The sequence below is a fragment of the Microvirga sp. VF16 genome, from assembly GCF_016864375.1.
Lineage (GTDB): Bacteria > Pseudomonadota > Alphaproteobacteria > Rhizobiales > Beijerinckiaceae > Microvirga.
The window spans coordinates 3,366,158-3,391,693 of sequence record NZ_CP069354.1 but is presented as its reverse complement, the minus strand read 5'-3'; the positions used below and the strand labels follow the sequence as shown (position 1 = coordinate 3,391,693).

23 protein-coding genes are annotated in these 25,536 nt (G+C 61.9%); 13 read left to right on the top strand and 10 right to left on the bottom strand.

Annotation, left to right across the window (positions count from 1 at the left end):
- Positions 1-63 precede the first annotated feature (63 nt).
- Genes JO965_RS15800 through JO965_RS15775 form a run of 6 tightly spaced genes read left to right on the top strand, consistent with a single transcriptional unit; the run spans position 64 to position 5,974 of the window.
- Positions 64-1,008 (top strand): ABC transporter permease, encoded by a 945-nt coding sequence (locus JO965_RS15800; RefSeq protein WP_203439817.1) that lies wholly within the window; start codon positions 64-66, stop codon positions 1,006-1,008.
- On the top strand, positions 1,005-1,916 hold the full coding sequence (locus JO965_RS15795; RefSeq protein ID WP_203439816.1) for an ABC transporter permease: 912 nt from the start codon (positions 1,005-1,007) through the stop codon (positions 1,914-1,916). Before JO965_RS15800 ends, JO965_RS15795 begins: the two co-directional genes overlap by 4 nt.
- Complete coding sequence (locus JO965_RS15790; protein WP_203439815.1) at positions 1,913-3,577, top strand: ABC transporter ATP-binding protein; 1,665 nt, start codon at positions 1,913-1,915, stop codon at positions 3,575-3,577. The genes JO965_RS15795 and JO965_RS15790 overlap by 4 nt, the downstream gene beginning before the upstream one ends.
- 26 nt (positions 3,578-3,603) lie before the next feature.
- A complete protein-coding gene (locus tag JO965_RS15785) occupies positions 3,604-4,650 on the top strand; it encodes a putative FMN-dependent luciferase-like monooxygenase (protein ID WP_203439814.1) in 1,047 nt (348 codons plus the stop codon).
- Between the two features lie 35 nt (positions 4,651-4,685).
- Complete coding sequence (locus JO965_RS15780; RefSeq protein WP_203439813.1) at positions 4,686-5,351, top strand: CMD domain protein; 666 nt, start codon at positions 4,686-4,688, stop codon at positions 5,349-5,351.
- Between the two features lie 14 nt (positions 5,352-5,365).
- Positions 5,366-5,974 (top strand): alkylhydroperoxidase domain protein, encoded by a 609-nt coding sequence (locus JO965_RS15775; protein WP_203439812.1) that lies wholly within the window; start codon positions 5,366-5,368, stop codon positions 5,972-5,974.
- A gap of 131 nt (positions 5,975-6,105) precedes the next feature.
- Here JO965_RS15775 and JO965_RS15770 read toward each other — a convergent pair whose 3' ends face one another.
- From JO965_RS15770 to JO965_RS15740, 7 genes are all read right to left on the bottom strand, one after another.
- Entirely contained in the window at positions 6,106-6,927 is an 822-nt protein-coding gene (locus tag JO965_RS15770) for an SURF1 family protein (RefSeq protein WP_203439811.1), read from the bottom strand.
- The gene (gene cyoD, locus JO965_RS15765; RefSeq protein WP_203439810.1) at positions 6,858-7,265 is read right to left on the bottom strand and encodes a cytochrome o ubiquinol oxidase subunit IV; all 408 of its coding nucleotides are present in this window, start codon (positions 7,263-7,265) and stop codon (positions 6,858-6,860) included. Before cyoD ends, JO965_RS15770 begins: the two co-directional genes overlap by 70 nt.
- Entirely contained in the window at positions 7,262-7,888 is a 627-nt protein-coding gene (gene cyoC, locus JO965_RS15760) for a cytochrome o ubiquinol oxidase subunit III (RefSeq protein WP_203439809.1), read from the bottom strand. The genes cyoD and cyoC overlap by 4 nt, the downstream gene beginning before the upstream one ends.
- 4 nt (positions 7,889-7,892) lie before the next feature.
- A complete protein-coding gene (gene cyoB / locus JO965_RS15755) occupies positions 7,893-9,896 on the bottom strand; it encodes a cytochrome o ubiquinol oxidase subunit I (RefSeq protein WP_203439808.1) in 2,004 nt (667 codons plus the stop codon).
- A gap of 15 nt (positions 9,897-9,911) precedes the next feature.
- Positions 9,912-11,132 (bottom strand): ubiquinol oxidase subunit II, encoded by a 1,221-nt coding sequence (cyoA, locus tag JO965_RS15750; RefSeq protein ID WP_203439807.1) that lies wholly within the window; start codon positions 11,130-11,132, stop codon positions 9,912-9,914.
- Between the two features lie 3 nt (positions 11,133-11,135).
- Positions 11,136-12,479, bottom strand: coding sequence for an MFS transporter (locus tag JO965_RS15745; RefSeq protein WP_203439806.1), 1,344 nt, complete (start codon positions 12,477-12,479; stop codon positions 11,136-11,138).
- 688 nt (positions 12,480-13,167) lie between these two features.
- Positions 13,168-14,502: a PLP-dependent aminotransferase family protein gene (locus tag JO965_RS15740; RefSeq protein WP_203439805.1), complete on the bottom strand. Its 1,335-nt coding sequence runs from the start codon at positions 14,500-14,502 to the stop codon at positions 13,168-13,170.
- A 126-nt stretch (positions 14,503-14,628) separates the two neighbouring features.
- Here JO965_RS15740 and JO965_RS15735 point away from each other — a divergent pair, with 126 nt between their 5' ends.
- From JO965_RS15735 to JO965_RS15715, 5 genes are read left to right on the top strand one after another with little or no spacing between them, the layout of a single operon-like run.
- Positions 14,629-15,603: a nitrate ABC transporter substrate-binding protein gene (locus tag JO965_RS15735; protein WP_203439804.1), complete on the top strand. Its 975-nt coding sequence runs from the start codon at positions 14,629-14,631 to the stop codon at positions 15,601-15,603.
- Positions 15,600-16,418, top strand: coding sequence for a deaminated glutathione amidase (locus JO965_RS15730; protein ID WP_203439803.1), 819 nt, complete (start codon positions 15,600-15,602; stop codon positions 16,416-16,418). Before JO965_RS15735 ends, JO965_RS15730 begins: the two co-directional genes overlap by 4 nt.
- A gap of 28 nt (positions 16,419-16,446) precedes the next feature.
- Positions 16,447-17,340 carry an ABC transporter substrate-binding protein gene (locus JO965_RS15725; protein ID WP_203439802.1) on the top strand — a complete coding sequence of 298 codons (894 nt, stop codon included), beginning with the start codon at positions 16,447-16,449 and terminating at the stop codon, positions 17,338-17,340.
- Positions 17,340-18,089: an amino acid ABC transporter permease gene (locus JO965_RS15720; protein WP_203439801.1), complete on the top strand. Its 750-nt coding sequence runs from the start codon at positions 17,340-17,342 to the stop codon at positions 18,087-18,089. Before JO965_RS15725 ends, JO965_RS15720 begins: the two co-directional genes overlap by 1 nt.
- 14 nt (positions 18,090-18,103) lie before the next feature.
- A complete protein-coding gene (locus JO965_RS15715; RefSeq protein ID WP_203444214.1) occupies positions 18,104-18,892 on the top strand; it encodes an amino acid ABC transporter ATP-binding protein in 789 nt (262 codons plus the stop codon).
- A gap of 441 nt (positions 18,893-19,333) precedes the next feature.
- Here JO965_RS15715 and JO965_RS15710 read toward each other — a convergent pair whose 3' ends face one another.
- On the bottom strand, positions 19,334-19,705 hold the full coding sequence (locus JO965_RS15710; RefSeq protein ID WP_203439800.1) for an SPW repeat protein: 372 nt from the start codon (positions 19,703-19,705) through the stop codon (positions 19,334-19,336).
- Positions 19,706-20,257: 552 nt separating this feature from the next.
- Between JO965_RS15710 and JO965_RS15705 the strand changes: the two genes are divergently transcribed.
- Positions 20,258-21,361 carry an alpha/beta hydrolase gene (locus tag JO965_RS15705; protein WP_246776577.1) on the top strand — a complete coding sequence of 368 codons (1,104 nt, stop codon included), beginning with the start codon at positions 20,258-20,260 and terminating at the stop codon, positions 21,359-21,361.
- A 72-nt stretch (positions 21,362-21,433) separates the two neighbouring features.
- Positions 21,434-22,045, top strand: coding sequence for a DUF2585 family protein (locus JO965_RS15700; RefSeq protein WP_371826885.1), 612 nt, complete (start codon positions 21,434-21,436; stop codon positions 22,043-22,045).
- A gap of 722 nt (positions 22,046-22,767) precedes the next feature.
- Here JO965_RS15700 and JO965_RS15695 read toward each other — a convergent pair.
- A complete protein-coding gene (locus tag JO965_RS15695) occupies positions 22,768-24,432 on the bottom strand; it encodes a DHA2 family efflux MFS transporter permease subunit (protein WP_203439798.1) in 1,665 nt (554 codons plus the stop codon).
- On the bottom strand, positions 24,429-25,463 hold the full coding sequence (locus tag JO965_RS15690; protein ID WP_203439797.1) for an HlyD family secretion protein: 1,035 nt from the start codon (positions 25,461-25,463) through the stop codon (positions 24,429-24,431). The genes JO965_RS15695 and JO965_RS15690 overlap by 4 nt, the downstream gene beginning before the upstream one ends.
- Positions 25,464-25,536 lie beyond the last annotated feature (73 nt).

Here is a 25,536-nt window from a genome sequence, read left to right as displayed (position 1 = left end):
ATCGCAGAAACGATATCCGGCCGGCCCTCGTCGAACCTCTCGATGATCAGACAGGGATCTCCCATGCCGCGCTACATGATTGGAAGGATCGGGCAGGCGGCCCTCGTGCTCTGGGCCGCGTTCACCGTGTCATTCATCCTGCTGCAGGCCCTGCCGGGCGATGCCATTCTCATCAAGTTCCTCAATCCCGAACTCGGCTTGGGACCTGAACAGATCGCGGATATCCGCGCGTCCTATGCGGCGGACAGCCCGCTCTGGGTGCAGTATTTTCATACCGTCGCGAATTTCCTCACCGGACATTTCGGCTATTCCATTCATGCGGGCGTCCCCGTCGGCGATCTGATACTGGCCAACCTGCCGCCGACTCTGTGGCTTGCAACACTGGGCTTTCTGCTGTCGGTTATCGTCGCGGTCAGCCTTGCCGCTCTCTCGGCATTGTCGCCCTTCTCGTGGCTGCGCTCGTTCATTCAATCGATTCCGTCACTCTTCATCTCCACACCCGTGTTCTGGCTGGGGATCCTTCTGATCCAGATCTTCTCGTTTCAGCTGAAACTCATTCCAGTGATCAATCCTGGCCCCTGGCAGGCCCTGATCCTTCCCGTTCTGACACTGGCTGTTCCGATCTCGGCGCCGCTCGCCCAGATCCTGATGCGCAACATCGATCATGTGCTGACGGAACCGTTTGTCGCGGTCGCCCGCGCCAAGGGCGCTTCTCGTCGCTGGGTGCTGTGGAAGCATGTGGCGAAGAATGCCGTTCTGCCGACCCTCACCATTGCCGGCATCCTCTTCGGCGAGCTTCTGGCTGGCGCGGTGGTCACGGAAGCGGTGTTCGGTCTCAACGGCCTCGGCGGGCTGACCCAGCGCTCCGTCAACGATCAGGATATCGCGGTGCTTCAGGCGATCGTCGTGTTCTCGGCGGCGGCCTTCGTGCTCATCAATCTCACGGTGGACCTCCTCTACCCCGTCTTCGATCCTCGCCTCAGAGTGAGACAAGGAGCTCTCGCATGACCGGCCTGAACACGATCGGACGCAGCCTGCTGCGCGACGATGCGGATATTCTCAAGAGCTCATCTCCCGGATCGAGGCGCGTTTCCTCGGGTGTGGATTGGCTGAAGGCTATCAGAGGCATTCAGCCTGGCCTGATGTTGTCCTGGTTCGTCATGGCTGTCGTCGTGCTCTGGGCCCTGTTCCCGCAATGGTTCACCAGCTACAGCGCCACCGTCGGGGTTGCGCGCCAGCAGCTTCGTGCGCCGAGTGCCGAGCATTGGCTCGGCACGGATGCGCTCGGACGTGACCTTCTGGCTCGCATCATCTATGGCGCAGGCAATTCGCTCTCGGGAGCCTTCGTTGCGGTCGGCGTCGGCCTCGTGGTCGGCACCACGCTCGGCATCGTTGCGGGGTCGGCGCGCGGCAGGATCGATGGGGCCATCATGCGCGGTGTCGATGTGCTGCTGTCGATCCCTCAGCTTCTCCTGTCGCTCAGCATCGTCATCCTCCTTGGGTTTGGAATCCTCAATGCCGCTATCGCGGTCGGCGTGACCTCGATCGCCAGTTTCGCGCGGCTTGCCCGCTCTGAGGTGGTGAGGGTGCGCGCCAGCGATTATGTGGAAGCGGCCTTCGGCAGCGGTGGGACGTTCGGCCGGGTCCTGCTGCGCCACATTCTGCCGAACTCTCTCACGTCCGTTATCGCGTTCGCAGCCCTGCAGCTCGGTTGGGCCATTCTGACCATCTCCACGCTGGGCTTTCTCGGCTACGGCGCGCCCCCGCCGACGCCGGAATGGGGCCTGCTGATCGCCGAGGGGCGGAATTACATCGCACGGGCGTGGTGGCTGACGACCGTTCCCGGCGTCGTGGTGATCCTCGTCGTCCTGTCGGCGAACCGCATCAGCCAGTCCTTCGGAAGGGCCACAGCATGACCATGGCGATCAACATCAGGCCTGCGCCTGCGGACGTCTCGAATTTGCCCGTTCTCGAGATCAGCAATCTCGCCGTGGGCTATCGCGGCAGCGACGGGTTTCAGCGGGTCGTCCACGAGGTTTCTCTCCTGGTGCGGCCGGGCGAAGTCGTGGCCCTCGTCGGCGAGTCGGGCTCCGGAAAGACCACGACCGCGCAGGCGGTGATCGGCCTTCTGGCAGAGAATGGCCGCTTGGAGACTGGCGCTGTCCGGCTCAACGGTACTGACGTTGCGGGCTGGTCGCAGAGGCAGCTCGACACCATCCGCGGCAGCAAGATCAGCCTGATCCCGCAGGATCCGACGAGTTCGCTCAACCCGGTCAAGACCATCGGCGCCCAGGTCGCCGAAGTGCTCCAGATCCACCGGCAGGGCAGCAGGGCGGAAATCGAAGCCCGCGTGATCGAACTTCTGGCGCGCGTCGGCCTCCCCCAGCCGGAGCTGCGCGCCAAACAATTTCCGCACGAATTGTCGGGCGGCATGCGACAGCGCGTCTTGATCGCTATCGCGATTGCCCTGCGTCCGGCGCTGATCATCGCCGACGAGCCCACCAGCGCGCTCGACGTGACGGTGCAGAAGCGCATCCTCGATCTGATCGACGAGCTGCGCCGCGAATACGGCACGGCCGTTCTGCTGGTGACGCACGACCTGGGTGTCGCGGCCGACCGGGCCAATCACATCGTGGTGCTGAAAGGCGGGCGCATTCAGGAGCAGGGGCCGACCGCCGAGGTTCTGGCCTCCCCACGCAGCGAGTATACGCGCAAGCTCCTGGCTGATGCTCCCTCTCTCGGCAAGGCTCGTGTCGTTCCCGGGAACAGATCCCCGCGCGTCGGCGGGAGCGACGATGCCATTGTTGTCGAGAACCTCGTGCAGGATTTCTCCGTCGGAGGCCGCCGGGAGGCGTTCCGTGCGGTGGATGGCGTTTCCTTCACTGTGCAGAGGGGAACGACACACGCCATCGTCGGCGAATCCGGCTCGGGCAAGACGACGACCGCGCGTAGCATCGTCGGCTTTCAGAAGCCCACATCGGGGCGAATCCTCGTCGACGGCATCGATGTCACCACGCTGCGCGGGGAAAAACTGCGCCAGTTCCGCAAGACGATTCAGCTCGTCTATCAGAACCCCTTCGTCTCGCTCGATCCGCGGCAAACCATTTTCCAGATCGTCGAGGAGCCGCTTCTGAACTTCGATCCTCTGCCGCGAGAGGATCGGGCGAAGAAGGTCTATGCGATTCTGGAGCGCGTCGGTCTCCCTCAATCGGTTCTGGGTCGCAAGCCACGCGCCCTTTCCGGAGGTCAGCGGCAGCGTGTCGCCATCGCCCGCGCGCTGGTGCTCGATCCGCAGGTGCTGGTGCTGGACGAGGCCGTCTCGGCTCTCGACGTCACGGTGCAGGCGCAGATCCTGGCGCTTCTCGACGAACTCCAGCAGGCCTTTGGGCTGACCTATCTCTTCATCTCCCACGACCTCGCGGTGGTTCGCCAGATCTCGGATACGGTCTCGGTCCTCCACAATGGCCGGCAGGTCGACGGCGGTCCTGTCGAGGATGTGTTCCTGCGCCCGGGCAGCCCCTACACGCGCGAACTCATCAGTGCGATCCCCGGACAACGCGGCACCAGCCCGCACTAATTGCAAAGATCAAGCGGAGCAAACCGATGGCAATTTCCTCGCAACCCAAAAGGCTCGGCTTCTTCACCCGTCTGCTGGATGAGGCGAGTGCAGGCGAGCGTTATCGCCTCGCGGCAGAACAGATCATCCACGCGGAGCGACATGGATTCGACTCAGCCTGGGTGGCGCAGCATCACTTCCATGAGGCGGAAGGCGGGCTGCCTTCGCCTCTTGTCTTCCTGTCCCATGTGGCGGCGCGGACCTCGAACATACGCCTCGGCACGGGCATCATCACCCTGCCGCTCGAAAACCCCGTTCGAGTGGCGGAAGATGCGGTCGTGCTGGATCTTTTGTCCGCCGGCCGCCTCGAGGTCGGCGTCGGGACCGGCGGTACACCCTCGTCCTTCACGGCCTTCGGCCTGGACAGCGCCAGCCGCTCCGAAATCTATGAGCGGCATCTCGCTATTCTGCGGAACGCCTGGAGCGGCGGGCGCTTCGAGGGCGGGGATTCTCTTTATCCGGCCGCGCCGGACCTCAATGAACGCGTCTGGCAGGCGACCTTCTCCGTCGGGGGCGGGATCCGCGCCGGCAAGGCCGGCGACGGCCTCATGCTCTCCCGCACGCAGCCGCGACCGAAGGATACGCCGCACGCGTCGCTTCCCGACATTCAGCACCCCATCATCGATGCCTATCTCGAGGCGCTGCCGGAAGGCCGGGAGCCTCGCATCGTCGCGTCGCGTTCGCTGTTCGTCGCCGACAGCAGGGAGGAGGCCCTGCGCCTCGCAGAGAAGGGCTTGCGTCGCGTCGTGGCCGATTTCGCGGCCAAGGGGCACGTGATCCCTGGCGACACCCTGATGGACATCATTGCCGCTCTCGACACGCATGTGGGCACATCCCAGGACGTGATCGAAAGTCTCAACCGGGACACCACACTGCCAAGGGTGACGGATCTCGTGTTCCAGGTCCATTCGGTCGACCCGCCGCACGAATACATCCTGCGGTCGATCGAACTGATCGCGAGTGAGGTCGCTCCGGCTCTCGGCTTGCAGAAGCCTGCAGTCAGAACTGAAAAGCGCGTTGCCCTCGTGCGTTGACCCAACCACACCAACAACCGGAATGTGAGAAGACCATGAGCACAATCATATCGGATGTGATCGATCATCTTGCCGGAATCCAGCCGGGTTCCAGCCTCGACACGTTGCGCGATCAGCGGCCGCAGGCCCGGGAGAACGCGCAGAAGAGCTTTCTGGCGCTGTTCGAGCCGGAGTTCCCCGGCAATGTCACGACTATCGAGCGTTATGCCATCGCCACGTTCGTGGCAGGTCTGCATCGGCAATCCCATGTGACCGAGTTCTATGCGGCGTCCTTGCAAAAGCTCGGACATCCCAGGCTTACCGATGCCATCCGGGCGGAGACTGCCCGAGGTTCCGTGGCAGGCCCTTACGGTCGCTATCCGCAAGGCCCTCTCACGGTCGAGGATGAGGAGGGACCGGATTACCAAGTCTCTGCGGACAACAAGGAGCGTCTCGGATCCCGGCTCGTTGCCGGCCTGCAGCATGCCCATCTGCTCGTCTTCCATCCCCGTGACGCAAGCCCGGCCGCTCTGCAGAGGCTGCTCGATGCCGGCTGGTCGACAACGGATGTGGTGACCCTGTCGCAACTCGTCGCCTTCCTGTCCTTCCAGATTCGCGTCGTCGCAGGGCTGCGCGCCCTGGCGGATGCGTCTGCGGTCGAGAGTGCCGACATCGATCACACGCAGATCTTTACGGGCGTCCTCGCATCTGGCGCCGTTTGAGAGGGAACAATTCCATGACCGAGACAACGCTGTCGTATCCGGAAAACCGGGAACCCGCTGTATTTACGCAGGAGGAATTGGGCTGGCTGCCCTGGCTGGAGCCATTTTCCGCGGAACAGCTGACCGAAAGGCACTGGGCTGGCCTCGTCGACGCGTCGCGCGCCAAGTCGCCATACTTCCTTCTGCTCGCCCGCGATCCGGATGTTCTGCAGGCCAGAACGAAGACCGATAAGGATATCTTCTATAACACGAGCAACGGCCTTCCCCGAGCCGAGCGCGAGCTCGCAGCGACGGCCACCTCGCGCTCCAATGGTTGTATCTTCTGCGCTTCCGTCCATTCCCGGTTCGCCACGCAATATTCGAAGCGGGGTGCCGATGTCCAGCGCCTGCTCGACGAGGGCACTGATGTGGATATCGACCGTCGTTGGAATGCCATCATTGCAGCGTCGGTGGCATTGACCGATACGCCAATCGCGTTTGGTGACAGGCAGATCAATGAGTTGCGCGCGGCTGGACTCAGCAATTTAGAGATTGTCGACGTCATCAATGGCGCAGCATTTTTCAATTGGGCCAACAGACTGATGCTATCTCTCGGCGAACCAACACCGCAGGCCAAGCCGTAGGTGAAGTTGGATCCATAGTGTGACTAGTCTGGTGCCGCGAAGGAATGGCAGCTTTTGGCACGTCCCTGAAACACGTTGAATGTTCATTCACGCAGGGGGCACCAGACATTATTGATCGGCCGCATTTCATATCACGGCTCGTGCAGCCCCGCCTGCCGCCGTCCGAGCCAGTCGGGCCGCAACAAGTCCAAGTTGACGAAGACCGCACCAACCGCAGCCATCAGCGCCAGAGCGCCCCAGGTGAGGGCGTAAACCAGGTGATTGTTGGAGAAAGAAATCACTGTCAGTCCAGCTACGGGCAGGCCGCGTTCCTCAGACTCACGCTCTGCGTCGATGAAGTAGGGCGCGACGTTCTCCAGGCCACGTGACGCGGTGATCGCGGCTATGTCGCGGGAGAACCAGCGGTCGGACGTAGGGTCGTTCGTGCGCAGAAAGGCGCCGCCCGGCTCGGACATGCGCAGCAGGCCCGTCACGGTGACTGGTCCCGTACTCCGAGGCCGCCAGGAGACAGGGTCGCGCTGGGTCGCGGGAACGAAGCCGCGGTTGACGAGGATTGTCGTTCCGTCATCCCGGGCCAGGGGGGTCATGACCCAATATCCGCCGCCCAATTCCGTTACGGCCTGGACGAGCGCCGAGCGATCCTCGAGCCACTTGCCCGTCACAAACACGCGCCGGTACTCCTCCGCAGCGGCCGACACTTGCGCCCAGCTTTCCGGTCTTGGCGCAGGCGTTGCGACCGCGTGGACCCGCGCCTCCACGCGCGCGATCAGGTCGAGCTTATGGGCGCGGCGATGGACCTGCCAGACGGTGAGCGCAGCGAGACAGGCTACAAGCAGAACCGCCACGATGTCGAAGGCGACCAGCGTCGCGATGCCTTTACCCGTCAGGGCCTTTGCAACGCCTCCTGTGGCGACGTCGGCATCATGTTCTGATCCATGTGATACATGACCCATATGGAGCCAACCAGCGTGATGACAACGAGAGTAAGCGTGAACAGCAGCGCGAGGAAGGTCCAGCCGCCTTCAGATTTCGTGTTCATATGCAGAAAGTAGATCATGTGAACCACGATCTGCACCGCCGCCAGCGCCATGATGACAATGCTGGTCAAGAGAGTGTCGTTCAGGACGTTGGCCATCACGAGCCAGAACGGAATCGCCGTGAGGATGACCGACAGGACGAAGCCGATCATGTAGCTTCTGAACGTGCCCTGTGCGTCATGAGAATGATCCCCGTGCGCCTCGCCGTGACCGTGCGGCTTCCCGGCGAACCCGGGCTCGGTGACCTGACTCATCGCATGGCCCCCATCAGGTAAACGAAGGTGAAGACGCCGATCCAGACGACGTCAAGGAAGTGCCAGAACATGGAGAGACACATGAGACGGCGCTGGTTCGCCACGATCAGTCCGCGTTGGCGCACCTGTACCATCAGCGTCACGAGCCAGATGATGCCGAACGTGACATGCAGCCCGTGCGTCCCTACCAGCGCGAAGAAGGAGGACAGGAATGCGCTGCGCTGGGGGGTAGCGCCTTCACGGATCAGATGGGAGAATTCGTAGAGCTCGATCGCGATAAAGGCCGCTCCGAACAAGCCGGTGACCGCCAGCCAGGAAAGGGTCGGCCTGATCCGATCCTTCTGCATCTCCAGCATGGCAAAGCCATAGGTAATCGAGGACAGGAGTAGGAATCCCGTATTGACGGCAACGAGCCGCAGGTCGAACAGATCCGCTCCCGACGGGCCCGCCGCATAGTTGCGGCCGAGCACGCCGAACGTGGCGAACAGGGCCGCGAAGATGAGGCAGTCGCTCATCAGATAGAGCCAGAAGCCGAACAGCGTCCCCCCATCGCCGTGGGTGTTCCCTTCCTCATCGTAGAAGACAGGCGCGGTGGCGCCGGGCGGAGGAGTCTTTTCGTGCATCGTCTCAAGCTCCTCCTGCGAGTTCCACCGTTCTTTGGCTTTCAATCCGGACGACATCCTCGGCCGGGATGTAATAGTCTCGGTCGTAGTTGAACGTATGGATGATGGCGACCGCGAGGAGGCCGACGAACGACAGGGCGGCCAGCCACCAGATGTACCAGACCAGGGCGAAGCCGAGCACGGTGCTGAGCACGGCCAAGATGACGCCCGTGCCTGTGTTCCTGGGCATGTGGATCGGCCTGAAGCCTTCCATCGGACGATCGTGACCGCGCTTCTTCATGTCCCACCACGCGTCGAGATCGTGTACCACCGGCATGAAGGCGAAATTATAGGGTGGAGGCGGCGAAGTGGTCGACCATTCAAGAGTCCGACCGCCCCAGGGATCGCCGGTGAGGTCGCGCAACTGCTCGCGTTTGAAGAAGCTGACGACGAGCTGGATCACGAAGGCCAGGATGCCGGCCATGATGATGAAGGCGCCGATCACAGCGATCATCAGGTAGGGCTGGACAGCCGGGTCCGCGAAATGCTGCGTCCGGCGCGTCACGCCCATGAGGCCGAGAATGTAGATCGGCGTGAACGTGACCCAGAAGCCGACCAGCCAGCACCAGAACGACGCCTTACCCCAGAAAGGATCGAGCTTGTAGCCGAAAGCCTTTGGGAACCAGTACTGAACGCCCGCGAGCAGCCCGAACACAACGCCGCCGATGATGACGTTGTGGAAATGCGCGACCAGGAACAAGCTGTTGTGCAGCACGAAGTCAGCGGGCGGAACCGCGAGCAAAACGCCGGTCAACCCGCCGAGCACGAAGGTGGGGATGAAGCCCATCACCCAGATCATCGGCGTCTCGAACCGGATCTTCCCGCGGTACATGGTGAACAGCCAGTTGAATACCTTCGCGCCCGTCGGGATCGAGATGATCATCGTCGTGATGCCGAAAAAGGCGTTGACGTTGGCGCCAGATCCCATCGTGAAGAAATGGTGAAGCCAAGTCAGCCACGACACGAGGGCGATGACCGCCGTCGCGTAAACCATAGACGTGTAGCCGAACAGCCGTTTGCTACAGAAGGTCGACACGACCTCCGAATAGATGCCGAAGGCGGGCAGGACGAGCACATAAACCTCCGGATGGCCCCAGATCCAGATGAGGTTCATGTACAGCATCGAGTTGCCGCCGAAATCGTTCGTGAAGAATCGCGTTCCCACGTAACGGTCGAGCGCGAGGAGCGCCAAGGTGGCGGTCAGGACCGGGAAGATCGTGACGATGATGGCGTTGCTGGCAAGGGTCGTCCAGGTAAAGACCGGCAGCTTCATCATCGTCATGCCGGGGGCGCGCATCTTCACGATGGTCGCGATCAGGTTGATGCCGGACAAAGTCGTGCCGACGCCCGCGACCTGGAGCCCCCAGATGTAGTAGTCGACCCCGACGCCGGGACTGTAGGCCGCCCCCGACAGCGGAGGATAGGCGAGCCAAGTGGCCCGCGAATACTCCCCCACGAACAGGGACATCATCGTGAGGACGGCGCCTCCCACCGTCATCCAGAAGCTGAAATTGTTCAGGAAGGGGAAGGCCACGTCGCGCGCGCCGATCTGCAACGGCATGATGTAGTTCATGACCCCGGTCACGAAAGGCATGGCCATGAAGAAGATCATGATCGAGCCATGGGCGGTGAAGATCTGGTCGTAGTGGTGCGGCGGCAGGTAGCCCTCCGATGCGCCGACCGCCAGAGCCTTCTGCGTGATCATCATGATCGCGTCGGCGAAGCCGCGCAGCAGCATCACGATGGCGAGGATGATGTACATGATCCCGATCTTCTTGTGATCGACGCTCGTGAACCATTCCCGCCACAGATATCCCCATTGGCCGTACCAGGTGACGGCTGCGAGCAGGGCCAAGCCGACCACGGCCACGACAAGGAATGTCACGACCAGGATGGGCTCATGATAGGGAATGGCTTCGAGCGATAGGCGCCCGAAGAGGATTTGGCTGAGATCTGAGTTCGAGAACATCGGCGCTCGTCCGGATCAGTGTTGGTGGGTGCCGGTGGGCGGATTGTTCAGTTGGGCAGGCGCCGGGCCATCGCCGGTGGCAGGCGGGACGTTGCCCTGCCCTTGGCCGCCCTGCTCCCCGTCGCGCGGGATCAGACCTTCCGGCTCTTCGGGGCTCCTGGGCGGACGACCCGAGGCAGGGAAGGTGGCGCCGGACGGTTCGTCGCCCTCCTGGACCCGGCGGCTGTCGTATTCAAGCCGTTGACGGTTCACCTCGCTGTCCTCGGCTGCGCCGCCCATCCTGTCGATGTGGTGCATTTCGTGCACGCACATCCGGCCCGGTATGACACACAAGCCGAGAATCGCGTCGTAGAGGCCGCTCTCCACAGACCCAAAGAAGCGAACCGGCTCCGCCTCGCTCGGCTTTTCGAGCTGGAGATAGGCTTCGCGGTCGAGGGGCGTTCCGGCAGCCTTCGCTCTCGCCACCCACCCGTCGAAGCCCTGCGGCGTGAGGCTTCGGAAGCCGAAGTTCATGCGGGAGAAGCCCGATCCGCTGTAGTGTCCCGAGATGCCGGTAAAGTCACCCTCTTCGTTCATGACGGCATGGAGCCTGGTCTCCATGCCCGGCATGGCGTAGATCATGCCCGCGAGGGCGGGAACGTAGAACGTATTCCACACGGAGGAGGACGTGATCTGGAAGGTGATCGGAACGTTCTCAGGCGCGGCCATCTCGTTCACGCTCGCGACGCCAAACTCAGGGTAGATAAACAGCCATTTCCAGTCGAGCGCGACGACCTGGACGGTCAGGGGCTTGATGTCGGCAGACACCGGCTTGTTGGGGGCAAGCCGAGAGAGCGGCCTGAAGGGATCGAGCGTGTGCGTGCTGATCCAGGTCATGGCGCCCAGGGCGATGATGATGAGTAGGGGCACGGTCCAGATGACCACTTCGAGCTGGGTCGAATGGTGAAAGTCGGGGTCATAGGTCGCGTCTGTGTTCGACGCGCGGTAGCGCCACGCGAATAGGAACGTGAGCGCGATCACCGGAACGATCACAAGCAGCATGAGCGCGGTGGATGCGATGATGAGGTTGCGCTGCTGGACCGCGACGTCGCCGGAGGGGCTCATGACGACCATGTCGCATCCGGCAAGCAGCACCGAGGCAGCGATCAGCACCAAGCCGCGAAGGGTTTTGCGCTTCAAGGACCCGCCCGGGCGGCGATACGCATTCTGACGGATTGGATGCATCGACTTTCGCATGGATCAAACCTGCCGGATTTCCGAGCGGGACAGGCTGAGCGCCACCAGGGTGGTGACTGCCCCCGACAGCAGATACAGACCTACGCAGGCGAGGCCGTAACGAGCTGACAGGAACAGAACAATCAGTGGAGCGAAGCCAGCGCCGAGCAGCCAGGCGAGGTCGTTGGTGAGGGCTGCACCGGTATAGCGGTAACGTTGATTGAGCTGCGACGTGACCGCGCCGGATGACTGCCCGTAGGACAGACCAAGCAACAAGAAGCCGGCATTGACGTAGATTGTCTGACCGATCGCATTTTCCTCGACGATCAACGGAGCGATGGTACTGCAGATCGCGAAAACAGCGATCAAGCCTGCCGAGATTATGAGAAGCATGCGGCGGCCGATCTGGTCGGCAATCAGGCCCGAGGCCACGACCGCTCCCGCGCAGATGACGGCGCCGGAGCATTGCACCATGAGGAACTCACCCGCCGACCGCTGAGTGAACAAGGTAATCCAGCTGATGGGAAAGACGGTTACGAGATGGAACAACGCGAAACTTGCCAGCGGAATCAGGGCCCCAATCAGGAGAACGCCAGCGTAACTCCGGATCAGCGGGATGATGGGCGAGGGTTCGAGCCGCCGCCGTTCGAGAAGGCGCGAAAACTCCTCGGTGGCGACGAGACGCAACCGCGAGAACAAGGCTACGACGTTAACGGCAAAGGCGCAGAAGAAGGGATATCGCCAGCCCCAGTCCAGAAAATCGGCCTCTGATAAATTGAGCAGGAAGAACGAGAACAGCACGCCGGCCACCATGAAGCCGAGCGGCGCGCCGAGTTGCGGGATGGCGGCGTAGAAACCGCGGCGCTCAATGGGCGCGTTGAGGGCGAGAAGTGAGGCGAGCCCATCCCATGCCCCACCCAGAGCGAGGCCCTGTCCGATCCGCAGGATGCCGAGGAGGTACAGGGACCAGGCGCCGATCTGCGCGTAGCCGGGCAGGAAGGAGATCGCCATGGTGGAGAAGCCAAGCAGGAAAAGCGCGATGGTCAGCTTGACGCCACGGCCGTGCCGACGGTCGATCGCCATGAAGATAATCGATCCGATCGGCCGGGCGATAAAGGCAAGCGAGAACATGGCGAACGAGTAAAGCGTTGCCGTCACGGGTTCCGCAAAGGGAAAGAACACCTTGGGGAAGACCACCACTGACGCGATGGCGAAAACGAAGAAGTCGAAATACTCAGCCGCTCGGCCGATGATGACCCCAATGGCGATCTCACTTGGCGCAACCTTATGATCAGTGGACACCAGACGGGCGTCGCGCTCGAGCGGTGTGGAGGAGGGCTGCGGTCCTTCAACCTGATCCATCGTCATCTGGGCGATCGCCTCCAGTGAGAATAGTTCAGCTCAGTCGGCAGATCGGGTTCAGGCCCATGACGGCCTGTCCTCAGCTACCCGGTCTGAGGTTTTGCTGCCGTAATTCAGGTTCAACTTGACCGCAGGTTTTAGGGTCGATGGTCGGTTCAGCAAGCCGGTGTCCGAGCATTTTGGTGTGCGACAGGTATTTCGGATGTCGGAGCAGGAGCTGATGTGATGGCCGGCGCAGTCGCGGCAGAGCGGCACCACCCTCACGGATTGTGTTTCAAAGATACAGAGCCCGGCTCGAGAACATTTTGGGAGCCACAGACCGGCCACTGTCACCGCCGCTTCAATGATGCCGTGCCATGCCGGATGTCCTCCGGCCCGGTCGTTTCCTGTGCTCGCGTCATTAGACGAGCCTCGTCTGGTACCTTATCAGGCCAAGCCCATAGATGGTGCGGCTGGATATGCAACTATATCCGTGCCGTCGTCCATGCGCCCGGGCTTTCCTTCATAGGCCTACCTTGAGCCGACGGACCGGCCAATCGTCCAATGCTTGCGAACGTCCGGATTTGGCACGCCTGAGACCTATGCTTGAGGATGGCAATTCTGCCTGACCCGGTGCAGGCATTCCAGCTTGGTGACTTGGCCAGAGAAGGCCTCTCTCATCTCGACCAAGGCACGTTGTACAGCAAGAAGGATCTCACCCAAGACTACCGAGTGCCGCGAGTTTGATCGAGTCTGCAACGAACTCATAGCGGTCCGTGAGAATTCCGGTTGCGACCCTGATGTGGTTGGTTGGCCGTACTGAGCATTTCATGCCGGGAAGCACCGCGATCCCGCGGGCCGCCAAGGTGACGAGGGCGTATTGCTCGGATTCCACGGGGACCCAGATGCACAGCCCTTCTCCCGGCGGGATGTCGATGCTGCGCTCGCGCAGCCGATCGGTGAGCGCCATCTGGCGCCCCGCGTAAATGCCGCGCGCGTGAGCGACCATGTGCATGCTCCCGGCGTCTTTCAGGAGCCATGCTGTCGTGGCTTGCAGCAGCCGGCTCGTCCAGCCGGAGCTGAAGCTGCGATAGGACTGGATCTGCTTGGCGACGGTGACTGAACTCGACAGGACTGCGAGGCGAAGGTCCGGGCCGAGCGATTTCGAGAACGACAGGATGTGGACGACCCGCTTCGGAAAACGGTCGCCCATGCTGACCGGGAGCAGCGGAGACACATCGCCCACGCCGTCGTCCTCGATGATGTAGCAGTCGCTTCCCTCCAGGGCTTCGGCGAGTTCCGCCAGCCTCTCCCGTGTTACCGCGCGGCCGGTGACGGAATGGGTGCGCGGCTGATAGATGAAGGCCGTCGGATTCTTCTGCAGCGCTTTCGCGAGCGAGGAGGGAATCGGTCCCTCCGCATCGCATTCGACCGGGATGATCTCGGCCCCGAGATCCTCGATGATGTCGAGGATGCGCATGGCGGTCGGATCCTCGATGGCGATGGATGCGCCTGGCATCACAAGGGCGTGCAGCGTCGAATAGACGGCGTTGTAGCCGCCGTTGGTGGCGAGGAAGGTTTCCGGCCGGTAGGGCCAGCGCGGCTCCACGGCCGCTCGCAGTTCGGGAAGGATCGGCGTGCGCTCGTAGCTGTTGAGGTTCTCCGCCTGCGCGGCATGCATCAGCGCCTGCGTGAGGGGCGGCAGTAGGTCGTGATCGGGTACCGCCATGGTCAGATCGAGCACCCCTTCGCCGAAATGCCCGACGCTTCCCATGCGGGCTGGACGCGGCGTGACCGTGTTGCCGAAGACATAGGTACCGGTGCGGCCGCGCCCGGTGATCATCTTCTGGCGGCGCAGCTCGCTCCAGGCCTCGGAGACGGTCGCGGGACTGACGCCGAGCTTGTAGGCGAGGTCGCGCACCGTCGGCAGGCGCATGCCGATTGGCAGCGCCCCCGAGCGGATGAGGGCGCTCGTCTCCACTGCGATGCCGCGCGCCGTGCGCTCCTTCAGCCGTTCGGCAAGCCAGTCGGTATCGGGCACGTGATCCATGTGGTTCGTCTTTTTATGTTCAGTAACATAATAATTATTGATCAGGCGAATTGAACATTTAATTTTCTTTCCAGGCAAACATTTGTCCGGCGGCGACGTTCTGCTGGCGAACGGCTGGAGAATGCTGTGAAGATCACTGTCTGTCTGGCTCTGCGCGATTGGGACTACATGACGCCGCTGGTGCTGGGCGATGTCCGGTCCGAGCGCCTCGATGTGCGAGTGGATCGGGTCGCTACCCTGCCGGAGGATTTCGCCAACGATCCACGATATGATGCGAGCGAGATCTCCTTCAGTCGCTACACGACCGGGCGTGCTCGCGGCGACACGGCTGTCTTCGGCGTGCCGAACTTCCTCATGCGTGGGTTCCGCCATCGCTGCATCATCACTGCCCGCACCAGCCCGCTGACGCGGTTGGAGGAGCTCAAAGGTGGGCGCATCGGCGTCACCGGTTGGCAGGACTCGGGTAATACCTGGACGCGGGCGGCCCTTGCATATGCTGGCGTCGGAATCGAGGACGTGCGCTGGTATGCGGGCCGCCTCTCGGAGGCGCATCCCATCGTCGACCGGCTCGGCCCCTACGCGCGGCCCGGCAGGATCGAGGCGGTGCCGGGCGAACGGCCCATGCTCGACCTCCTGGAGAGCGGCGAACTCGACGCGGTCTTTACGCCGTTCATGCCGCCTGGTTTCTTCAACCGTGGCTCGAAATTCCGCCACCTTCTGGCGGACCTGCACGGAGCGGAACTCGCATACTTCAATGCCGTTGGTTACATTCCCGGCATCCACATTCTCGGTATCAAGGCTGCGCTCGCGGCAGAGCATCCCTGGCTGCCGCAGGAACTGAGCGACCTCCTCGACGAGTCTCAGCGCGTGTGGCTGGAAAAGCGCCGCAAATACGCAGACACGACACCATGGATCATCGAAGAATTCGGCCGCTGTGGACGTGATCTGCCGACCGACTGGAACGTCAGCGGCCTGGAGGCCAACCGCAAGATGATTGCCGATTTTCTCGCCGAGGTTCGCAGCCAGGGCCTCGCTGATACCGATCTGACGCCGGACGATTTATTTCCGGCCGTTCCTCATCTCGTAGGAGAGCCCGCATGAAAGTCGCCCTTGGTCAGTTCGCCGTCAGCCGCGAATGGCAGGACAATGCCGAGACCTGCCTCCGGCTCATGAAACAGGCGGAGGCCGGCGGGGCCGATCTTCTCGTCCTGCCCGAGGGCATTCTGGCGCGTGACATCGCCGATCCCGACATCGTGCTGAAGACCGCACAACCGCTTGACGGTCCGTTCATGACGCAGGTGCTGGAAGCCAGTCGCGGCTCGAACCTCACGATGATGACCTGCATCCACGTGCCGTCTGGCGCAGGGCGCGTCTTCAATGTGCTCGTCACCGTGCGCAACAGGGAAATCGTTTCTCAGTACCGCAAGCTGCATCTCTACGATGCCTTCTCGGCCAAGGAATCGACCAATGTTCAGCCAGGCGAGGAGATTCCGGAAATCATCGAGATCGCCGGTCTCAAGGTCGGCATGATGACCTGCTACGACCTGCGCTTCCCCGAGTTGTCGCGCCGCCTCGCCGTGGACGGTGCCGACGTGATCGTGCTGCCGGCGGCCTGGGTGCGTGGGCTCGGCAAGGAAGCGCACTGGGAGGTGATGGTGACGGCGCGCGCGCTCGAGAATACCTGTTACGTCGTGGCCGTCGGCGAATGCGGTGAGCGCAACATCGGCGCGAGCATGGTGGTAGATCCGCTCGGCGTGGCAACCGTCCGCGCCGGGGAGACGCCCACGCTTCTCTTCGCTGAGATAGATCCCACACGCATCGCTCATGCGCGCGCCGTGCTGCCGGTTCTTGCCAACCGACGTTTCGCGCGGCCGGAACTCGCCCGCGCCGAGCAGTCTCAAACACAAGCTGCCTGAATCAATAAACTAGAAAGGGAACGAAGACATGAATATTCACAACGTCCTGTGCGCCGCGGCGGTCGCCGTGATGATCTCCGCCCCGGCCTTCGCCCAGAGTGCGCCGACCGGCGCGATTCCCGAGCAGAAGGTCAACGAGGCACTGCGCGCCAAGCTGCCGGAAGAGATCAAGACCGCAAACAAGCTGACCTCGGTCAATAGCGGTTCATTTCCTCCCTACGAGATCGTCACCGACACCCGCTCCATGACGGGCGCCAGCGCTGAAATGACCGATGCCATTGGTCAGCTGCTTGGTGTCAAGATCGAGCATGCTACTGTCAGCGGCCTCTCGGCCCTGCTCAGCGGCATCAAGTCCGGTCGCTATCAATTCGCGATGGGCCCGGTCGGCGATTTCAAGTCCCGCCAAGAGGCGAACGACTTCGTCGATTGGGTGCAGGAATACGTCGTATTCGCCGTTCACAAGGGAAATCCGAAGAAAATCAACTCCCTCGACGACGCCTGCGGCTCCCGCATCGCCGTGCAGGCGGGCGGCTCGGCTGAAAAGGTGATCAAGGCGCAGGCCGAGAAGTGCACGGCGGAAGGCAAGCCAACGCTTGAGGTCCAATCCTACACCGACCAGCCGACCTCGATCCTGGCGGTCCGTTCGAAGCGCGCCGACGCCTTCTTCTCCTCACAAGCGCCGCTGACCTATTTCGTTCAGCAGTCCAACGGCGAGCTCGAACTCGCGGGCGTTGGCAAGTCCAATGGTTTCGATGACCTGTTCCAGGGTGCCGTCGCGCCGAAGGATTCGCCGCTCAGCGAAGTGCTCCTCGGTGCCATCAAGGAACTGATGAAGAACGGCACCTATGCCCAGATCATGAAGAAGTGGGGCCTCGAGAACAACATGATCGCTGAGCCCGGCATCAATCTGGCGAAGAAGTGATGGACATGACCGAGCGCACCATCAATCCTCCTATCGAACTCCGGGATGTCGCCAATGCGCATCGGCCGATTGAATGGGGCCGCTGGCTCCTCTGGCTCGTTGTGCTGATCGTAGCGGCGAACTTCGCCTGGATTGTCGCCCGGAACGAGAACTTCGGCTGGCCCATCGTGGCGGAGTGGTTCACGGCGGATTCGATCCTGAAAGGACTGTCGGTGACGCTCGGTCTCACGGTGGTGGCGATGATCATCGGCACCGCCATCGGCCTGATCCTCGCCATCGCCCGCATGTCCAACGACACGCTGTTCAGCTCGCTGGCGGGTCTGTCGCTCAACGAGGCGGCCTATATGGCCGAGATCATCCGCGGCGGCCTGCTCTCCGTCGACAAGGGACAAGTGGAGGCGACGGATGCCTTCGGCATGACTCGCAGTCGCGCCCTGCGGCGCATCATCATCCCACAGGCGATGCGCTCCATCATTCCGCCGACCGGCAACCAACTCATCAGCATGATCAAGGCGACGTCGCTCGTCAGCGTCATCGCCATGTCGGATCTGCTCTACTCAGTGCAGGCGGTCTACAACCGGACCTTCGAGGTCATCCCGATGCTGATGGTTGCGGTGATCTGGTATTTAGTCATCACGTCCCTCCTCAATGTCGGACAGGGCTTCATAGAGCGCTACTACGCCCGTGGCGAGCGGGGTGCCTCCGACGCCAATGTCCGTACCGCCATCCGAGTGGAGGAGCCGGCATGACCGCCGTTGCCAAGATGATCGTGCCCGCAGCCGGTGAGCCTCTGGTCCGGGCCCGCAATGTCCACAAGTCGTTCGGCGAGAACGAGGTTTTGAAGGGCATCGATCTCGATGTGATGCCGGGGGAGGTCGTGGTGATCCTCGGCCCCTCTGGGTCGGGCAAGTCCACCTTCCTGCGCTGCATCAACCATCTTGAAGCCATCAACCGCGGTTCGATCGAAGTTGATGACGAACAGATCGGCTATGAACTCCGGAAGGAACGGCTGCACAAGCTCTCCGACCGAGCGATTGCGATGCAGCGCCGCAAGATCGGCATGGTGTTCCAGCAGTTCAACCTTTATCCCCACATGACGGCGCTGGAGAACATCATCGAAGCTCCGGTCGGTGTGCACAAGCAGAGCCGCCGGGAGGCTGAGGCCTATGCCATGGAGTTGCTCAGGAGGATTGGTCTCACCGATAAGGCGAACGCTTATCCGCGCCAACTCTCGGGTGGCCAGCAGCAGCGCGTCGCCATCGCCCGCGCCTTGGCGATCCGCCCGAAGCTGATGCTGTTCGACGAGCCGACCTCGGCGCTCGATCCCGAGCTCGTCGGCGAAGTCCTGGCGACGATGCGGGATCTAGCCGAGCAGGGCCTTACCATGATCGTGGTGACGCATGAGATCGGCTTCGCCCGGGAGGCTGCGGACCGCGTCGTGTTCATGGATGGGGGCGTAGTGGTCGAGCAGGGCCCACCGGAGGTGGTGCTGTCGAACCCGTCTCATCCGCGCACGCGCCTCTTCCTCAGCCGTTTTATCCAGAGTCACTGACGTCTGCCCCCTCATCTAAGAGAGAGGCATGACCCCTCGAGGGCTTTGGTGATCGAACCGATATTCCTCGCCGGAATGGTCGCAAGGAGTGCCGGTTTTTGGCACGGCTAAGACGTAAGCGCTCGGTTCGCTTCGGTACTTAAGAGCGAACATTCGTCGAGCAGCTGGAACGTGAAAGTTTGATCCGGTACAGATCTTGTGGTCGAGGTGCCAGAAGAGCCTCAAGAATGACGCGCTGCACATCGTCCGCGTCGATGTTATCGCGCCTCATCACGAGTTATGTGATGGGGGCGGCCAGCATCGGCTGGAAGCTCGTGGACCTCATGATCTGTTCCTCTAACGCCTTAGACATGCGGTAATCCTGGATCGTGGCCGAAGCATTCGAGGAACAGTCGCGGAAGCCAATCCGCGTCCGCCCCCTGGGTGTTTGGCACTTTGACATTATCTCGAGGCGGCGGACTTGGTGCTCGAAGGCACCTGCATCCTGTGACTGGCCAGAAGCTGCATGGTGGCGATCGTCACGATGCAAAGCCCAATCAGGACGTGCGTCCACATCGGCGTCTGCACCGATCCGAAACCAAGAAGGAATGGAGCGATCACCGCCCAGCAGCCCAGGATGAGGTTGGACCATTCGGCCCAATCCCCATAGCGGTAGAGCGCGGCAGCGGAGCAGCACCCGATCAGCGTGCCGACGATCCCGGCATTCCAAGCGGCGGCAGGTAGCTCGGCGAGCACGAATCCTGCGCAGGCCAAACCTATGCCGAGAAGCAGGTTAGTCCACTCCAACCCCTTACTTGGTCCTTCATTTCTCATCTTGATCTCCTTATCCGGTCCGATACCGGACCACCTCTCCCCATCTGGGCCGGGGTGGCGGGTGTGAGAAGAATGGGGCAGTGCGGCGCACCCGCCTATTCTACACAGGCACCTGTTGGGCTATGCGAAGGCCTAGGGTGGCTAGATGCAGTGGTGGAGATGGGTATCCAAGCGCTAGGGGCATACCGTGCTTTGGCATAGGAGAAACCACCTTTTCGGTAGATAGCCGATCGCTGTCCGATATGGATAGATGATTACCGGAACGACGAACCGCATGAGCGGCAGTCACTCCGACGCAATCGGACACTGTGCAAGGAGTTCCAAATGCCCCACAATATTAATGGTGCACCCTAGCTGGCATCGAACAAGGAACGTGCCTGCTTCTAGATATCACGCACTAGCGAACTCAACTCGCTCTTTACCCTCAGCAACACGTTCTACGCCGAGTTGAAGTTCGACAATCGATGACCACGCGATTGGCTTGGGGCATTCCATACGAAATGCCATTGGGAGGACCGGTAGTTGGTTTCCTATGGAGCACGGACGAGGCATGTGACTGGAGCCTGGCCAGCCTCCGCAGTTTGCTGGGTCCTGGTCGTCACGCTCGTCGTTGCGCTCGGCGCGTGTGTCGGACGGCCTGGATCCGAACTCCTGCAGCCGGCAAGAGCGGAGCGTGGGAACAGGAACGTCACCATCTTTGTCGCGACGCTGCGAACGCCAGAGCCCGGATCGGGAACTGCATTCACTAGCGGTCACTCGCAGACACTTCGCTTCGCCCGGTACGTGATCTCGATCCCACCGACACATCGAACCGATGTGATCGAGTGGCCAAGTGACCCGCCTGATCCGGCCACTGATTTCGTCACCGTCGAAGCGGCGCGTCTGTCGGAGGCCGAGTTCCGAGCCGGCATGGCCAGCGCAGAGGGCGACGGACGGTCCATTCGGCTTTTCGTTCACGGATACAATAATAGCTTTCAGGAAACAGTTTATCGGCTCGCCCAGATCACCGCGGATGCCCACGATAACCGGGTCGCAGTGCTGTTCGCTTGGCCGTCCAAGGGAAGGACACTTAGCTATAGTGCGGACAGAGCGGCGGCCGCAGCATCGACCGACGGCCTTGCGAGGACCATCGACATTCTGGCTGCGCGGTCGCGCGCACGGGTCGTGGTGCTTGCTCACAGCATGGGAGGATGGCTCACGATGGAGACGCTGGCCAAAATGAGCCGGGAGCGTCGTCGAGCGGTGTTTGAGAAGTTTTCAAACGTCGTGTTGGCTGCTCCTGATATCGACGTCGTCGACATGGTTCGCCAGCTCGAGATCATCGGTCGACTTCCTCGTCCGCTCACGCTGCTGGTATCGAGCGATGACAGCGCTCTAAACCTGTCTCGCATCATCACCGGAGGCCGGCGTGTCGGCGCCGACGATGTCCACGATCCGTGGGTTCAGGCTGCGGCTAAGCGATACGGCGCCCGCGTTGTCGACATCTCGGAACTGACGACGTCCGACAGCTTCAGGCATGCTCGCTTCACCGCGATGGTAGCGCTCTACTCAAAATTTCAGGCGCAAATCGAAGACCCGTTGGGGAAGCGCTACGCTGGACCCGGCGTATTCGTGTTCAAGGCCGCGACCTCGACGTTAGAGCCGGTCGACCGGTAAGCAGCCAATCCGATCAGCACTCTTAAAGTTGGGTCAGGACAAGATGACGTCGTTGCAAGGAACAGAGAATGCCTGCACTCCGCCCCAGCACCAAGGGTGGACAGGCCGGCTGGCGTGCGCACCGTGCTCTATGTCGCTCTTGCCCTGTGTCTGATCGCGCTGACAGTTGCCGTCCTACTCGCCATGGGCCAAACGGCGATCTGCACCTGCGGCACGGTCGAGCTCTGGCACGGGACGGTCAAGGATTCTGGCAGTTCCCAGCACCTGACTGATTGGTACACCCCGTCCCATATTATCCACGGCTTCCTGTTCTATTGCGGCACATGGCTCGTCGGATTCGTGCGAGGGCGGCCGCTGGCGCTGGGTGTGGCGTTCCTGCTGGCTCTCGGCGTCGAATGCGCGTGGGAGGTCGCTGAGAACACGAACATGGTCATTGACCGCTACCGTGCAACGAATATCGCTCTCAACTATTATGGCGACAGCGTTATCAACTCGGTCATGGATGTCAGCGCCATGATCGCCGGATTCTGGCTTGCCCGGATCTGGCCTGTCTCGCTGACGGTAGTGATCGCTCTGCTCATGGAGCTGATCGTCGGATACTGGATCCGAGACAACCTCATCCTCAACATCATCATGCTGATCTATCCCATTGAGGCCATCAACCGGTGGCAAGCGGGGAGTTAGCGTGACGGGCCCAGTGAGGATTTCTCGCAGCTTTGTTTCGTCTAGCTGGAGATCTTGTGCAGCCAACCGGTTATCAAACTGACCCACACTTCTTCATGCTCTCAAGCGGACAGCCGAGCAGGCCTAATCGCGTTTTCTCAGCTCGGCCAAAGCAGCAATCAAGCCGGATCGGCACTTCTCGCGCATGAGCGCCATAACATTGCTGGCGCTCTTCCCTCCAATTCTGTCGGTCAGGAAGCGGTTTAGACTGCCCTCTCTGGCACGGCATCGATCAAGCGCTTGCTCCGCTAGCCGCTCTTCCGTCTGACGCGTTTGGAGCCGTCCCCTGATAAAGGACGCGGCGCAAGCCTGCCATTGATCGTTCAGAACGCTCGCCTCTTCATAGACGACGAGAGGGTCGAACTCATCAGCCTCGACAGAGGGACCAGCAATCAACAAGATGACCAGGCATCCGGCAGCCAATGCGTTACGCCAGCCATTCATGCGAAAGATCTGACACTTCTTAAGGATGCTCCGAAGATCAGAGGTTCGCCCATCGCCCGCAATAGGGATGTTCCCGAGCATGCTAAATCCCTAACACCTGTCACGTGATTGATGTTGGGCCCCGGCAGCGGCGCCAGGGCCCGGCGGGATGCTCAGGGAGCCTGCGTGGAGGGGGCACAGGGCTGCAAGTTGAGCTTCCCGCAATGGGGCGATCGTTGTTGGTGTCGGCCTATGCCGATTTAGCCGAACGCCTGAATCGGCATCTTCTCCGCCTCTTGTTTGACCGGCAGCCGGGGCTGTAACACAACCGTTTCCGGTGATTGCGCAGCGTGCGATTTCGCGTACCGGTGTAGGCCGATCTTGATGGTCACCAGCACGGGCGCGGCGATGACAAAGAGCAGGGCGACGGCATTGAATGCCGTGTCGAAGGCAATCACGGTGGACTGACCTATGACCGACCTGCCCAGCAGGCTCATGGCTGCACGGCCTGCCGCCGCGGCGTCCATGCCTTTTGCTGCCAGCATGGCCGTCGTCGTCGTCAACCGGTCGCTGATTGCAGGAGCGCCTGCCGTGACGTGGGCGCCGAGCACCGCGAGATTGGCGGCAACGTTATGCTCGATCAGGGTCTGAAGGCCGGCGACCCCCATAAGACCGCCAAGCTGGCGGCCGGTATTGAAGAGGCCGATGCCGGATGCGAGATTGCGGCTGTTGAGATTGCTGAAAGCGATCAGGGTGATCGATAGAAACAGAAAGCCGAGGCCCAAACCGCGCAACAGAATAGCCGCCATCATGTCGTCCGCGCCGCTTTCGCTGGTCGAGCCGGACAGCATCCACATCGCCACCATGATCATCAGAATCCCGAAGGGCACGGTTGCGAACGGAGGAACGCGACGGACCTGGATGAGGAAGGCGGCGATAAGGAGCGCGCCGATGAACAATGCGCCACTTGGCAACAAGAGCTGGCCGGCGTCGGTCGGTGTGAACGCGAGGACAGATACGGCAAACGAGGGAATCAGGAACGCGCTTCCGAACAAGGCGGCGCCGGCAACAAAGCTGACGATAAAGGCGAAAGAAAAGTCGTCCGACCGGAACAAGGTAAAATCAAGCAGTCCCTGTCCTTTGGCCATCACTTGTTGGCCAAGAAATGCCAGCAGAGTCGCTGCGCCGATCATTGTCAGCCACAGAATGCGTGGTTCCTCGAACCAGTCCCATCGGCTGCCCTGGCTGAGCACATAGGTGAAGCAGAAAAGCGTGACGGAGATCAGTGAGAGGCCGATCCAATCAAACGGACGGCGTGCGGTCGTAAGGGGCATCGGGCCGTCGGCGATCAGCAGGAGTCCGGCTGCCGCCAGGGCCACGGGAACAACGCCAAAGAAGATCCATGCCCAGGAGTGGGTGTCAATCAGCCAGCCCTGGAGGGCAGGGGCGATTGTCGCGGGAGCCACGACCGAGCCCATCGCAAACAAGGCCTGCAGGATCGGTTGGTGGGATCGCGGATAGGCGAGAAAGATGATCGCCTGGCCGCCAACAAGGAGGATCCCGCCGGAAAAGCCCTGTATGGTGCGAAGCGCGACCAGCAGGTCCAACTGAGCCGTGATGGCGGCAATACCGCAGGCTGCGCCCATGACGAGGGTTGAGCCGATGATCAGGCTGCGTGGGTTGATCCGGGTCATCAGCCAAGGGGCTGCCATGAACCCGATCAGCTTGAGAGCGGTGTAGCCGACATCCAGCCAGGCGAACTCATCCGGCGTGGCATAGGTGTCGCCGATGATATCGCCGCGCCCGAGGGACAGGACGGTGCTGGCGATCGCCTCCATCAGCGTGGCAAGCACGACGCCTGCGACAAGAAGGGCTCCTGTCGCAGGCTTGGTGCGGCTCGGCAGGGAGACGACAGCCGTGGTCATGAGCCGCTTCCTTCGGTGATCTCGACCCGCGCGGACAGGCCAGGCACGAGGCGGCCTGGCAACGGATTGTTGGCAAACCGGATCTTGACCGGAACGCGTTGGACAACACGAACGAAGTTCCCAGTCGCATTGTCTGTGGGGAGCAAGCTGAAGGCGGACCCGCTCCCGGGCGCGAAGCTATCCACCACGCCTTCAAGCGCCTCATTCGGGTAGCCGTCGATGGTGATCCGGGTGTGCTGACCCGGCCGGATATGTTCGAGCTGGGTTTCCTTGAAGTTTGCCACGACCCACACGTCGGCGACCGGGACGATGTCGAGCAAGCCGGCGCCCGGCGCGACCAGCCGGCCGATCCGGACCTGGCGGTTGCCGATCACGCCGTCGACTGGCGCACGGACCACGGTGTTGTCGAGATCGATCTCTGCGAGATCGCGTGCGGCCTGTGCCTGCGCGACGGCCGCCACAGCCGCTTCGCGCTGCGTGGCAAGGACGGCGAGGCGGCGCTGCTGCGCCTCGACTGTTGCCGATGCCGCCGACACGCCGGCCTCGGCTCGCGATCGCGCTGCATCGCTTTCATCGATCTGGGCCTGGCTGACGGCGTGGCTGCGGATCAGTTCGCGATGGCGGTCGGAGGCCTTGGTCGCGCGGTTCAACTCGGCCACAGCCGATTGCTTTTGGGCTTCCGCCTGCCGGATGAGAGCGTGCTGCAGCTCAGTCTCGGCATCGACATTGGTCAGGCGGGCTTGGGCCGCTTCGATGTTGGCCACCGCTTGTGCAAGCCGAGCACGGTAGTCCCGATCGTCGATCCGGAACAAGACGTCTCCTACTCGTACGGGTTGATTGTCCTCAACCTCAACGGCCGTGACGTAGCCGGCCACCTTCGGGGCGAGGGCAGTCACGTCTCCGCGGATGTACGCGTTGTCAGTCGATGTCTCGCCGCTTGAGCGAGCCCAGGCCCATCCGGCAGCTGGGACCGCCACGGCGCCGAGGCATAGCAGCAGGCCAATCCGCTTCTTCTTGCTGAGATGCGCCATGGCGCCCTCCTGGTAATAGGTGTTACCAATGATACATACGGTAACGCTCGTTACCAGTCAAGAAGACGCTGCG